The organism is Massilia genomosp. 1, assembly GCF_011682185.1.
GTDB lineage: Bacteria > Pseudomonadota > Gammaproteobacteria > Burkholderiales > Burkholderiaceae_D > Telluria_A > Telluria_A rubra.
Window position 1 is genome coordinate 84,806 of sequence record NZ_WHJF01000004.1, and the last position, 13,780, is coordinate 98,585.

At 66.7% G+C, this 13,780-nt stretch carries 8 protein-coding genes; 4 read left to right on the plus strand and 4 right to left on the minus strand.

The genetic code is table 11. The features are described from left to right. Positions 1 to 223 precede the first annotated feature (223 nt). Entirely contained in the window at positions 224 to 1,846 is a 1,623-nt protein-coding gene (locus F1735_RS02580) for a hypothetical protein (protein WP_167235459.1), read from the plus strand. 51 nt (positions 1,847 to 1,897) lie between these two features. On the opposite strand, the gene F1735_RS02585 is transcribed toward F1735_RS02580, so the two are convergent. Next, on the minus strand, positions 1,898 to 2,773 hold the full coding sequence (locus F1735_RS02585; RefSeq protein WP_167235460.1) for a hypothetical protein: 876 nt from the start codon (positions 2,771 to 2,773) through the stop codon (positions 1,898 to 1,900). A gap of 282 nt (positions 2,774 to 3,055) precedes the next feature. Beyond that, positions 3,056 to 3,760 carry a 7-cyano-7-deazaguanine synthase QueC gene (gene queC, locus F1735_RS02590; protein ID WP_167235461.1) on the minus strand — a complete coding sequence of 235 codons (705 nt, stop codon included), beginning with the start codon at positions 3,758 to 3,760 and terminating at the stop codon, positions 3,056 to 3,058. A gap of 141 nt (positions 3,761 to 3,901) precedes the next feature. Here queC and F1735_RS02595 point away from each other — a divergent pair, with 141 nt between their 5' ends. Then, positions 3,902 to 5,746, plus strand: coding sequence for an autotransporter assembly complex protein TamA (locus F1735_RS02595; protein ID WP_229505590.1), 1,845 nt, complete (start codon positions 3,902 to 3,904; stop codon positions 5,744 to 5,746). Continuing rightward, complete coding sequence (locus F1735_RS02600) at positions 5,746 to 10,167, plus strand: translocation/assembly module TamB domain-containing protein (protein ID WP_167235463.1); 4,422 nt, start codon at positions 5,746 to 5,748, stop codon at positions 10,165 to 10,167. Before F1735_RS02595 ends, F1735_RS02600 begins: the two co-directional genes overlap by 1 nt. 16 nt (positions 10,168 to 10,183) lie before the next feature. Here F1735_RS02600 and F1735_RS02605 read toward each other — a convergent pair whose 3' ends face one another. Together F1735_RS02605 and F1735_RS02610 are read right to left on the minus strand one after the other, a co-directional pair. After that, positions 10,184 to 10,351 (minus strand): hypothetical protein, encoded by a 168-nt coding sequence (locus tag F1735_RS02605; RefSeq protein ID WP_166890286.1) that lies wholly within the window; start codon positions 10,349 to 10,351, stop codon positions 10,184 to 10,186. Positions 10,352 to 10,468: 117 nt separating this feature from the next. Further along, positions 10,469 to 12,916: a S9 family peptidase gene (locus tag F1735_RS02610; protein WP_167235464.1), complete on the minus strand. Its 2,448-nt coding sequence runs from the start codon at positions 12,914 to 12,916 to the stop codon at positions 10,469 to 10,471. Between the two features lie 167 nt (positions 12,917 to 13,083). Between F1735_RS02610 and F1735_RS02615 the strand changes: the two genes are divergently transcribed. Beyond that, positions 13,084 to 13,590, plus strand: a complete 507-nt coding sequence (locus F1735_RS02615; RefSeq protein WP_167235465.1) for a hypothetical protein — start codon at positions 13,084 to 13,086, stop codon at positions 13,588 to 13,590. The last annotated feature ends 190 nt before the right edge of the window (positions 13,591 to 13,780 follow it).

Below are 13,780 nucleotides of genomic sequence, written 5' to 3' on the forward strand. Positions count from 1 at the left end.
GGGGAGGTGTCACTGGCTTGAATGTACTACGCGGGAAAGGTTTCAACAACAAGAATGTTAATAGATAGTCATGCAAATTGAATAAGTGTGGTGTGCCGCCAAACCACACTGTGAATACAGCGGCACACCGGCCAGGGCAAGCATGGGATAATATTTCCATGCGTTAATTCCATGCGCTCAGCAGCCGGATGACGCCCTTCCCCCGCACCGACGATCGGACCTCATGTCTCTTGCATTCCACCCCGCCCGCGCACTGCTGCCCGGCATGTTCCTGCTGCTGGCCGCTGGCCCCGGTGCCGCCTTCGACCGCTCGACCCGCGCCGACGACCCGCTCGCGCGCGTGCCCAAGGCGGAGGAAGGGACGGTGGTCGTGAGCGTGAGCACCAACCTGGTGACGGTGCTGGACATGATGTCCGTCAACGTGCGCCGCCTCGGCGCACCCGGCGAGGGCAAGACGGCGGCGCCGGGCGAGAACGCCGATATCTACGTGATCGGCCAGGTCGCCCCCGCGCTGGCCTTCGACAGCGCGGTGTTTGTCGGCGTGCTGCCGGCCGGCGACTACCAGATGGTGGAAGTGAGGATGAAGCCTTACTTCCTGCAAACGGTCGACGAGCTGGTGGGCTGGAGGATCACCACCCAGACCACCGTCACGCCCACCATCGGTTCAAAACGGCGCGACCTGTTCGGCACCTTCACGGTCTTGCCCGGCCAAACGGTGGACCTGGGGCGCACGGTGATTACCCCACTCAACAAAGCCACGATCATGGGCCGCAGCGCGCTGCATACCGACAATCGCCAGCTTCTCGAACGCAAATCGCCGCCGCACGCCCGCTTACTGGGCCGCGACGCGGCACCCGGCTGGACCACGGCGCGCCTGGAGGATGACGTGGCCGAAACCATCGCGCTGCGCCGTCCGGTCGGCGCCGGCTGCTTCAGCGAGTATCCGGACGGACGCATCGCCGCCGCCGCCAAAATGGGCGCGGTGCTGCTGCGCTCGGTGACGGGTGAATGGAGCAGCGTGCAAGGCAAGGACCTCAATTCGCTGGCGTGCGTGCTGCCGGTCGCGCTGCCCAACGCCACCCTGATCGGAGTCGGCGAAGCGAACACCATCGTGCGGCTGGCGCCGGGCGCCACCACGCTCACGCCGGTCGCCCCCGGCAACCTGCCAAACGGGAACCTGATCTACGTGGCCGGCAACGAGCGCGCCGGCTGGTATATCACCCTGCACAGCAATGAGCTGTTGAGCGTGTTCCACGCCAGGGACATCGACGGCGGCAATTGGAAGCAGGTGACCAGTTTGCCTCTCAAGAAAGATTTTTGGTGGGGCCAGTCGGGCTTCTGGCCTTGGCGCACGGAGCGCGGCTTCGGCTTCGCGGTCGAGGACAGCTTGCATCTGCTCGATTACGCGAGCGGCCAGTGGGTCACGCGCAAGATGCCGAAAGAAATGAAAGTCGAGGCGGCCCAGGCCAGTCCGAACGGCACCATCGGCGTACGCGGCAAGATGTTCGGGGGCGCCTATATCAGCAAGGACCAGGGCCTGAGCTGGCAGGAAGTGCCCACCCCGCGCAACGCCTGGGTACCCCTGCAAGCGGGCGGCGACGACCTGTGGGTGCGCAGCACGGCGCTGCCGCTCGACCAGACGTCTGGCCCGGTCCTGCATACCAGCAGCGACCTGGGCCGCAAATGGACCCAGGTCGGTCAATTTCCGGGCGGCGCGCTGGACATCCTGCCCTCGGGCGCCATGCTCAGCCACGGCAAGGAGCGCGGCTTCTACGCGATTCGCCGCTCCGTCGACAATGGCGTGAGCTGGGTCACGGAATACCACAACTTCGTGCGCAAGCCCTGACCCAAGCGCCGGGGCCGCCGCGGCACATGCCGCCAGCCCCGGCAAGAGCGCTTACTTGACCGGACGCGCGTTGATCAGGTCGACCAGTTGCGGCACCAGCGACAGCACAGCCTCGCGCAGGGCCGGGGCAGCCACTGGAATATCGCTGACCAGGGTATCGTACTTCATGTACTGGTAGGCGAAGCCGCCGTTGCTAAATACCAGCGTCTGGCGCCCGAGGAACTGCTTGGTGCGGCCGTTGTACAAGGCCACGCCGACGCTGGCATTGCGGAAGTACGCATTCAAGCCACCGGGCGCCATGTAAAACGCAACCGGGCTGATCTGCACCAGCAGGTCGGCATCCACCGGCGCCGACGATGCCAGCGGACCGAGCGGATACTTGTTGCCTTCCGCATCCGCGGCCGCCCAGCGATGGCGCGGATAGTTACGCCGGCCGGCATCGGACAGCGTCACGGTGATGCCCTGCGCTTCGAGCGACTTGCGCAGGCTGGCCAGGAAATCCTTGCGCATGTCGAAGCCCGGCAGGCGCGCCAGCACGGCGCCATGGAAACCTTCGGCGCGTTTTTGGGTCTTCTCTTCGGAACCGGTCACCATGTTCCCGATCGCCGCGTTCAGAATGCCGGCGCTCTGGTACTGGAACAGCGGCGGTGCGTCGGCCGGCAACTCGTTGAGCTCATCGTCCATGTAGAAAAAATCGGCGTGACGCGAAAAATGAAATCCCGGGAAGGCGTACGACTTGGGCACGACCACGCCAATCACGGCCGCCACTTTCATATCCGGGAAATCTTCGATCACCACCGATTTCGGGGCGCTGTACTTGGTCGTATCGACCATCGGGGCGTTCAGGCAGCCGGTCAGCAAGGAAAGCATGGCGGCGCCGGCCAGCAGGCCGCGCAGCGCGGGAGTGACAGGGAACAGGTTTTTCATGGTCATGGGAGAGAGGCTCGCTTGAGTGCAGGATCGGTGCGGGATGGGTGTGATGGAAGCGAAAAACCCGGCGCGCAAGCGCGCCAGACATTTTCATTTCCAATCAGTATTATTGCACTGAAGAAGCTTCAGCGGCCGGCCCGAAGCCTATAAATACAGCGCCGGAGGCTGTCGTAGACCAAAATCCAACACTGTGGCGGCGGCGCGCGCCGGGTGCAGCCTGGGTGCAGCGGCAGGCCGATCATGAGGAGACAGGACAGAACCACGTCGCCGCCGCGCCGTTCACGCCGCGCCGATGTATTGCAGGTAACCGCGCGCGCGCAGGGCGCAGGCCGGGCAAGTACCGCAGCCGTAACCCCAGGCATGCAGCGCGCCGCGCTCGCCCAGGTAGCAGGTATGGGTGTCTTCCCGGATCAGGTCGACCAGCGCCGCGCCGCCGGCCTCGTGCGCCAGTTGCCAGGTCTGCTTCTTGTCGATCCACATCAGCGGCGTTTCGAGTTTCAGGCGCGTGGCCATGCCCAGGTTCAGCGCCACCTGCAAGGCCTTCATGGTATCGTCGCGGCAGTCCGGATAGCCCGAAAAATCGGTTTCGCACATGCCGCCGACCAGCACATTCAAGCCACGCCGGTAGGCCACGGTGGCCGCCACGGTCATGAACAGCAGGTTACGCCCCGGTACAAAGGTGTTCGGCAGGCCGTTGGCCTGCATTTCGATGGCCACGTTGCTGGTCATGGCGGTGTCCGAGATCTTGCTGATCAGGGACAGGTCGACCAGGTGATCTTCGCCCAGGCGCGCATCCCAGCCGGCCTTCAGGGCGCGCATCTTGCCCAGCACCGCGGGACGCACGGTCAGCTCGATGGCGTGCCGCTGGCCGTAGTCGAAACCGATGGTTTCCACGCGCGCATAACGCTCCAGAGCCCAGGCCAGGCAGGTGGCGGAGTCTTGTCCGCCGCTAAACAACACCAGTGCGGTATCAGCTTGTTGCATATTGTATTTTCCAGATCATTAGACGTTCGCCATCATTGCAGCCGATCCGGTAAGATGCCCGGAGCATTTTCCCATTGGAGCGACATGTTTCCCGCAACACCAGACAAAACAACAGCCCGGACGCCGCCTCAGCGACGAATTTTGGCACAGATCGCCGTGACCGTGTGCCTGGCGGCGCCGCCGGCATCGGCGCTGGCGCAGGACACCGAGGCGCCGCCAGCGCCAGCCGTGCAGCCAGTCCCGGCGCGCGGCATCGACTACTCGGTCAAGGTGGACGCCCCCGGCCAGCTCGACGACCTGCTTGAAGAAAACCTGGACCTGGTGCGCTGGCAGGGCAACCCGCGCCTCGACCTCGACCAGTTGCAGCGCCTGGTCAAGGCCGTGCCCGAGCAAGCCAAGACCCTGATCGCGACCGAAGGCTACTATTCGCCCAAGGTCAGCGCGGGCCTGGACACCAGCGGCGCCAAACCGGTCGCGCGCATCACGGTCGACCCCGGCCTGCCGGTGCTGGTGGGCGACGTCGAACTGGTGCTCAAGGGTTTCGAGCCAGTCGGCCCGGACGCCAAACCATACAACGCGGACGACCTGCGCAGCCGCTGGGGCCTGCCGGTCGGGCAGCGCTTTCGCCAGGCCGACTGGGAAGGCGCCAAGCGCAACCTGCTGCGCCAGGTGATGATGGCGCGCTACCCGCGCGCCCAGCTGGTCGAATCGAGCGCCATCGTCGACCCCGACGTGCGCCGCGCCCTGCTCAAGGTGGTGCTCGACAGCGGCCCCGAAGCGCGCTTCGGCGAACTGCGGGTCGAAGGCCTGAAGCGCTATTCGCGCACCATCGTGAGCAACCTCAATCGCATCCGCCCCGGCCAGGAATACAACGAAGCGGCCCTGCAAGCCTACCAGGCGCGCCTGCAGGACACCGGCTACTTCAGCACCGTGGAAGTGAGCGCCGACATGTCGGCCGCGCTGTCGGAAGACATCGACGCCATGAGCGACGACCAGAAGGACATCCCGCGCCCGCCGCTGGCCAACCCGGCGATCCTGCCGGTGCTGGTGCGCGTGACCGAGAACAAGCAAAAGAATCTCGACGTCGGTCTCGGTTACTCGACCAACACCGGCGCGCGCGCCCAGCTCAATTACGCCGACCTGGACGTGTTCGGCCTGCGCATGAAAAGCAACCTGATCATGGAGCAGAAGCGCCAGACCGCGCGCTCCGATTTTTACTTTCCGACCACCGAGAAAGGCTACAACGACAGCTTCGGCGCCGGTTTCGAGCGCACCGACCTGCGCGGCGAAGTGACCAACGTGGCCACCGTGGCCGGGCGCCGCGCCTGGGGCACGCCGCTGCTCGAACGCAGCCTGACGCTCGAGTACCTGAGCGAGCGGCGCATGGTCGAAGGCGTGCAAACGCGCCGCAGCCAGAGCGTGCCGCTCACCTTCAGCTGGACCAAGCGCGCGCTCGACAACCTGGTGCTGCCGACGCGCGGCTATGTGCTCAACGCGCAGTTCGGCGGCGCGGTGCTGCCGGTGCTGACCGATGAACGCTTTCTGCGCGCCAGCACCCGCTTCGTCCAATACCGTCCGCTCGGGCCGTCGAGCAACCTGATCGTGCGCGGCGAAGCGGGCGTGCTGGCCTCGCGCGACAAGGCCGGCGTGCCGTCGACCTTCCTGTTCCGCGCCGGCGGCGACCAGTCGGTGCGCGGCTACGGCTACCAGCAACTGGGCGTGCGCGAAGGCGACGCCATCGTCGGCGGGCGCTATCTGCTCACCGGCAGCGTGGAATACCAATACTGGTTCAAGCCGCCCTGGGGCGTGGCCTTCTTCTACGACGCCGGCAACGCCGCCGACAAATTCAAGGACCTGAAACCGGAATCGGGCTATGGGCTGGGCGCGCGCTGGCGCAGCCCGGTCGGCCCGATCAACGTCGATCTCGCATACGGACAAGCGCTCAAAAAAGCGCGCCTGCACTTCTCACTGGGCTTTACATTCTGATGACTACCGCCGACACCCCTACCACCCCGTCGGATCCCAAGGTCCGCCAGCGCCGCTGGCCGCGCCGCGTCGCCGTCGGCGTGGTCGTCACCGGCGCCCTGCTGGGCGGCGCCTACTGGTACCTGGGACGCGAAACCACCCTGCAAATGCTGGTCCAGCGCGTGGCCAACGCCAGCGGCGGCAGCATCGTCGTCACTGGCGTCAACGGCTCGCTGTACGGCGCCATGCACGTCGGTAAAGTCGTCTACCGCACGCCCGAACAAGTCATCACCGCCGAAAACATCGACATCGACTGGTCGCCCTTCCAGTACCTCAGTCGCGGCGTGGCGATCAACAAGCTGCACGTGGCCACCCTGCGCATGGATACCCTGCGCGAAGGCGAACCGGCCAGGATGCCGACCAAGCTGGCCCCTCCGTTCAAGCTCGAAGTGGACGACGCGCGCCTGGCCAAAGTCACCCTCACCAACGCCGCCGCGCCGGGCGCCGAAACGGTCATCACCGACGTGCGCTTCGACCTCCTGGGCGACCCGACGCAATGGGCGCTGCGCCGCGCCAGCGCCATCACCCCGTGGGGCAAGGCCATGGCCGACGCCAGCATCGGCGCCAACCATCCGTTCAAGCTGGCCGGCAGCGCCAGCCTGACCCAGCTCGTGGTGCCCGCCGGCCAGCAGCCGGCCCAGATCAAGCTGGGCGTGGGCGGCGACCTGGTGACCACGCAACTCGACGCCACGGCGGTATCGGGCAAGGCCAGCGGCGACGCCAAATTCACGCTGGCGCCGTTCGATCCGATCCCGCTGCGCGCCCTGACCATCCACGGCAAGAATATCGACCCGGGCTTTTTCAATCCCGAACTGCCGAAAGCCGACCTGTCGCTGGCGATCACGGCGCGCATCGAAGCGAACCGCAACATCGCCGGCAGCGTGGCGATCGACAACGCCGGCGCGACCGGCCCGATCGACCTGCAACGGCTGCCGCTGCGCGCCATGCGCGCTGAACTCAAAGGCAAGCTGTCGGCGCTGGAGATTGGCGCGGTATTGATCGACCTGGGCGAAGCCGGCAAGTTCACCGGCAGCGGCACGGTGGCGCGCACCGCGGCCGACAAGGGAATCGGCACGGCCGGCTTTGCGCTGCACACCGACGGCATCGACATCAAGCGCCTGCACAGCCGCATGAAGTCGACCAAGATCGCCGGCGACATCACCGTCGCCAACGAGGGCAGCACCCAGACCTTCACCACCAGGCTGGTGGAAGCGGGCATGCGCCTGGAAGCGAAAGCCACCCTGGCCGACAACGTGCTCACGGTACAGCAGGCGCGCCTGGCCGCCGGCGCCAGCAGCGTGAATGTACACGGCAGCGCCAACCTCGGTGGCAAGCGCGAATTCAAGCTCGCCGCCAGCGCCGTCAAGTTCGATCCATCCGCCTTCGGCGACCTGCCGAAAGCGGACATCAACGCCGACATCAACGCCAGCGGCGCTTTGTCGCCGGCGTGGAAAGTGGCGGCCGATTTTGCGCTGCGGCCAAGCCGCCTGTTCGACCAGCCGCTGTCGGGCAAAGGCAAGCTCAATGCCGACGCCGCCCATATCAGCGGCGTGGACGCCACGCTCGCACTGGGCAAGAACACGGCGGAACTGGCCGGCTCGTTCGGCGCAGCGGGCGAAAAACTCACCTGGAAGGTCAACGCCACCGACCTGGCGGCCGCGCGCAGCGACTTGTACGGCGCGCTGGCGGCCAACGGCGTCGTCACCGGCATCATGGCCGCGCCGCGCACCACCTTCGAGGTCGATGCCACCGGCCTTGGCTGGGTGGCGGCGGCGCGCAAGGCCAACAACAGCCTGCTGCACGCGACCGGCGAAGCATGGCTGGGGTCGGGAGCAACCGCAGGCGCGGTCGAGGTCAAGGCGGCCGGCACGGCGCAGCGCTTCAATCCGGCCGCTTTCGGCTCGCCCCTGGCCGGCAGCATCAACGGCACCTTTGATGCCGCCGGGCGCTCCGGCCCCGACTGGCGCGGCAACCTGGATCTGGCCTTGCAGCCATCGACCCTGGCCAACTCGCCCTTCTGGGGGCACGCCAAGGTGGCGGCCGACGCAAAACACGTCTCGAACGCCGACGTCGACCTGCACGTGGGGCCGAACATCGTGGCCGCCAAGGGCAGCTTCGGCGCCGCCTCCGACAAGCTTGACTGGCGCATCGACGCGCCGCAACTGGCCGCGCTCGGACCCGATTACGGCGGCGTGCTCAAAGGTTCGGGCACTGTCTCGGGCACGATGGCCGCGCCGGCCGTCAGCGCCGCGCTGGAAGGCCAGAACCTCAAGGTGCTCGGCAAGCACCAGGTCAAGACCCTGCGCGCGAGCGCCAATCTTGGCAGCGGGCGCGGGCCGGACGACCCGCTGGTGAGCGACATTGCGATTACCGAGTACGTCAGCGGCGACACCCGCATCGACACGGCGCACCTGCAAACGAGCGGCACGCGCGGCGCCCACGTGCTGCGCCTGGACGCGCGCAGCGACAGTTTTGATGCCGCCGGCGAGATCCGCGGCGGCTGGGCCAACAGCGCCTGGACCGGCACCGTGGCGGCGCTGCAGAACAAGGGCCGCTACGCGTTCGCGCTGCAGGCGCCGGTCCCGCTGCGCATCGCGGTCGCTCCCGGCGAGGGCGTGGCCGGCCTGGCCAGGCCGCAGCAGATCAGCATGAGCAACGCGGTGATCAAGCTCCCCAACGGCAGCGTGAGCGTACAGTCGCTCGACAAGAACGGCCCGCACTGGACCAGCAAGGGCGTGGCGGCCGGCGTGCCGCTGACCTACCTGGCGCAATTCTCGCCCGGCATGCGCGACGCCATCAGCGGCAACCTGCTGCTCGGCGCCGACTGGGCGCTCGACATGCAGGCGCCGAATGGCGCCACGCCGGCCCTGAACGGCATGCTGCACGTGTTCCGCGAAAGCGGCGACGTGATCGCCGGCGCCGACGTACCGGTGGTGCTGGGACTGCGCACGCTCGACCTGCGCGCCGACGTGACAGGCGGCGCGCTGCGCATGCAGGCCAGGGTCGACGGCACCCGCATCGGCCAGGCCAATGTCGACGCCACCGCGCAAATGCTCGAAGGCCGCCTGGGCAACGCCAGCCCCCTGAAAATGACGGCCAACGCCGACATGGTGTCGATCGCGTGGCTGGCGCCCTTTACCGGGCAGCCGGGGCTGGAACTGGACGGCGCGCTCAAACTGGCGCTCACCGGCGGCGGCACGGTCGGCACGCCGACCCTGAACGGCAACGTCAACGGCGACAAACTGGCGTTGCGCTGGGCCGAACAGGGCGTCAAGCTCGGTAACGGCCAGTTGCGCGCCCAGCTCAGCGGCGACCAGCTGCTGCTGCAGCGCCTCAGTTTCGATGGCGTGCAAGGCACGGCGGTGGCCGACGGCGCGGTGCGCTTTGCCGGCGGCGAAGCGACCATGCAGTTAAAACTGGTGGCCGACAAGCTCGAAATCCTGTCGCGCCCCGACCGCACCGTGATCGTCAGCGGCCAGAGCACCCTGATTCGCGACGCCAGGCGCTTCTCGCTGGAAGGAAAATTCAAGGCCGACCGCGCGCTGATCGAACTGGCGCCGCAGGGCCGCCCTACCCTCTCGGACGACGTGATCGTGTTGGGACGGGCCGGCGTGGGCACGCCGGCGGTCAAGACCGAGCCAGGCATGCCGCTGACGATGGATGTGGAAGCGGACCTGGGCGACGCCTTCCGCCTGCGCGGCATGGGCATCGACGCCGAACTGGCCGGCTCGCTGCGGGTGCGCACCACCGGCGGGCGTCCGCCGCGCGCCAACGGCTCGATCCGCGTAGCCAGCGGCACCTACAAGGCGTATGGACAGAACCTCGACATCGAACGCGGCGTGCTGACCTTCAGCGGCCCGGCCGACAATCCGGCCCTGAACATCCGCGCGGTACGCCGCCGCCCCGAAGGCGAACAGCTGTCCGAGACGAATGTGGAAGCGGGCGTCGAAGTGCGCGGCTCGGCCCTCTCGCCGGTGGCCAAGCTGGTGTCGACGCCGTCGGTGCCGGACAGCGAAAAACTGTCATGGCTGGTGCTGGGGCATGGGATGGAAGCGACGTCGGGCAACGAAGCGGGCCTGCTCAGCGCCGCCGCCGGCGCCCTGCTGGGCGGCTCGGGCAGCGGCGGCGGGTTCCAGTCGCGCCTGGCCAATTCGCTCGGCGTCGATGAGCTGGGACTGTCGCAGGCCAAGGGGCTGGAAAGCACCGTGGTCACGGTCGGCAAGCGCATTTCGTCGCGCGCCTACCTCAGTTTCGAGCAGGGTGCGACGACCGCATCGAGCCTGGTGAAGATTCGCTACAAGCTCAATCCGCGCATCACCCTGCAGTTCCAGACCGGGACCAACACCGCGCTCGACGTGCTCTATTCGTGGGCCTTCGATTAGGCTGGCGCCAGCTTGCTTAGTGCAGGAAAAAGGTGCTTGGCTTCGGGTCGGGCACCGGATCGTCGTCCTGCGGGTGCTTGACCGGCTGGTGATGCGGGTGGGGATTGTCGAACGGCTCGGGAGATGGTTCATCGACCGGCACGGGGTCCGGTGCGCGGTGGGCGTCGATGGTTGCTGGGTTCATGGGGGTCGCTCCTGGTTGGATAGAGCGATGACACTATCATAAGCGTCGCGGCGGGGCCGTACGCTTGGACACGCTTTGGGGCCGCCATCAGCGGCCCCTGTGGCGTTTTTGGCTTGGCTAGGGCTTGGCGTTCTTGACGTATTTGTCGAGCCAGGAATTGGTCTCGTAGAGCATGTGCATGATCGACTCGCGCGCGCGGTAGGCGTGGCTTTCGTTCGGCAGCATCACCAGGCGCGCGGTGCCGCCCAGGCCCTTCATGGCCTGGAACATGCGCTCGCTCTGCATCGGAAACGTGCCCGAATTGTTATCCTGCTCGCCGTGGATCAGCAGCAGCGCATCCTTGATCTTGTCGGCGTTATTAAACGGCGACATGGCCTGGTACACCTCCCTGGCCTTCCAGAATTCGCGCTCCTCCGATTGAAAACCGAACGGCGTGAGCGTGCGGTTGTACGCCCCGCTGCGCGCCACGCCGGCCTTGAACAGGCGCGTATGCGCCAGCAGGTTGCCGGTCATGAAGGCGCCGTACGAATGCCCGCCGATGGCGATGCGGTGGCGCTCGGCCACGCCGCGCCGCACCACTTCATTGACCGCCGCTTCGGCGTTGGCCACCAGCTGCGGCAGGTAGCTGTCGTTCGGTTCGGCGTCGCCGGCGCCGACGATCGGCATCGACGGGTTATCGAGCACCGCGTAGCCCATCGCCAGCATCGGCGCCGGTCCCCAGTAACTGATGGCGTTGAAGCGGAATGGCGAGCCGGTGGTCTGGCTGGCCGCGCTGGCGCTCTTGAAGTCCTGCGGATAGGCCCACATCAGCAGCGGCAGCGGGCCGTCGCGCTTGGCTTCGTAATCCGGCGGCAGCATCAGGGTGGCGGTCAGGTCGACGCCATCGGCGCGCTTGTAGCGGATCTGCTCCTTCTGCACATCCTTTAACTGCGGGGTCGGATGCGGGAAGTTGGTCAGCGCCGTCAATTGCGCCGCGCCGCTGCGTTTCAGGTCGCGCACATAAAAATTCGGGCGCTCGGTGGGCGACTCGCGCGTGGTCAGCAGGCGCGTGCCGTCGTCGCTGAGCACCGTCACGATGCTTTCGTAGTACGGCGCCTCGCTCTGGAACAGGCGTTCCTTGGCCTTGCTGGCCAGGTTGAAGCGGTCGAGGAAGGGGCGGTCGCCTTCGTTCGAAGCGCCGCTGCCGCCCAACAGGATGGTCGAATCGGCGCCGATCACCAGGCGCGGACGGCCGGCGGCGTCCGGCATGGTGACCGGTGAGCCGGGATTGTTGTAGCGGTCTTCGGCCGAGTACGAAAACAGCAGTTCGGGGGCCACCGCCTGCTGTTCGGGGCGCAAGCGCCAGATCTTGACGGCGCGCGTCTTGTACCAGCTTTCGCCCAGCAAGGCTACGTCGCCATTGCCCCAGACGATGCGCTCGTAGCGCGAGCCGAGTTTGGCCAGCACGGCCGGCTCACCCGCGAACGGCGCGGCGTGCGCGTAGACGATGTCGCGCACCTCGGCCGCCTTGGCCGGGTCGCCCCCATCCTGCGCTTCGGCCCAGACCAGGGTGGCCGGAGCGTCCACGCGCCAGCTGACCTTGCGCACGCCGGCCGAGACGGCGTCATTCCCGGGCGGCAGGCCTTCTTCGAGCGGCTTGTTGACCACCAGGTGCATCTGCTTGCCGGTCAGGTCGCGCACCACGACCTGGCGCGGAAAGGCCGATGCCGGCACCACGTACGAGAAGGGCCGTTGCAGCACGGACGACAGCAGCAGCTTGCCGTTCGGCGCGACCGTGACGTCGGTGTACATGTCGGGATTGCCGATCAGGCGCAGCTTGCCCGACAGGTCCACCAGCGCCAGTTGCGAGCTGGCGTAATGCTCGAACAGGCGCGCGTCTTCTTCATTTTTGAGCAGGTCCTGGTAGGTGCGCAGCTGGCGCGCGCCGACGCTGACCTGGCTGTCCTGCAAAATCGGGCCGCTTGGCACGCCGGTCGCTTGCGGCGCCTTGCCGCGCCCGATCGGCTTGAAATGCACCAGCAAGCCTTTGGCGTCCGGCATCCAGGAAAACCCGGAGCCGCCCAGGTAGGACAGTGGCTGCGCGGTCAGGCGGCGCGCGATGCGGGTGTTGATATCGACCAGCCACAGTTCGACCCCGGAGGCGCCGTCACGGTCGGCGTAGGTGACGTGGGTGAAGGCCAGGTAGCGCTGGTCGGGCGACCAGGCCGTGTCGGCCAGGCGCAGCTGCTTGGGCAGGCCCATGATCTTGATTTCCTTCTGGGTCGCGATATCGAGCAGCTTGAGACCCGTGCCGAAAGAAAAGCGGCTCGGCGAATAGGTGCGCGGATTGATGCGCAGGCCGGCCAGTTTGAGTTCTGGCTGCGCCACTTCGGCGATGCTGGGCAGGGCCGGGGTATCGACCATCATCGCCAGGTTGCGCTGCGGGGACAGGCCCAGCGCCGGTGCGCGCGGCGCGTCGACAATGGCCTGCAATTGCGCCGGCGGCAGCTGGTACTGGGAGTGCGCATTCGGTGTGGCGGCGAGCAGGGACATGGTCAGCGGGACGATCGGGAGGCGGTGGCGCATGGAGGGGTCTCGGGTGTAGGCAATCGCCCATCTTGCGCACTCCTGGCGGGCTTGTCAATCCGCTCTTTTCCGGTATTTACGGGGCTTGGGGCATGCGGGGTGGGTGAAACCAAGGCTCCGCGACGGGCGTTTATAATGCGTGTTTCAGGACCGGATTCGCACACGCCATGTCAATTACCACTATCGCACTGCTGGTGCTCGCCCCCTTTCTGGTGTGGCGCTTTTACCAGCGCCTCAAGGCCATGATGACGCGCCAGCGCTCGATCGTCTCGCGCCATTACACGGGGCTGGGCGTGTTCGCGGCGATGATCCTGGTGGCCGGGTCGGAGGTGACGACACGTTTGCCGCTCCTGGGCTGGCTGGCGGTGGGCACGGCGGCCGGCATCGCGTACGGGATCTGGGGGCTCAAGCTGACCCGGTTCGAAAACGACACCTGCTACTTCACGCCGAATGCGCGCCTGGGAATGGTCATTGCGATGCTGTTTTTCGCAAGGGTGATGTATATCGGAGTGGAGATTTATGCGAACCAGGGCAGCGGCGTGCCGACGCCGGGGTTCACCGACAGTTTTATCACGCTTCTCGCGCTGGGGCTGACGGCGGGGTATTTCGGAACGTATTCGGCGGGCTTGATCCGCTGGCGCCGCGCCTTGAAGAAGGCAATCAACGCGGCCTGAACATCGGTCGCGGCACCACCTTCGCCGCCCCCCACAACCTCCGTCATTCCCGCGAAGGCGGGAATCCAAGTTCGCTGCTATGCCACGGAATGGGATTCCCGCCTGCGCGGGAATGACGGATAAGAGTCTACCGCCTAGCGGTGATTTTAGCGTTTTGAGACAGCCTCCTGCGCGGGGACGACGGGGTGGT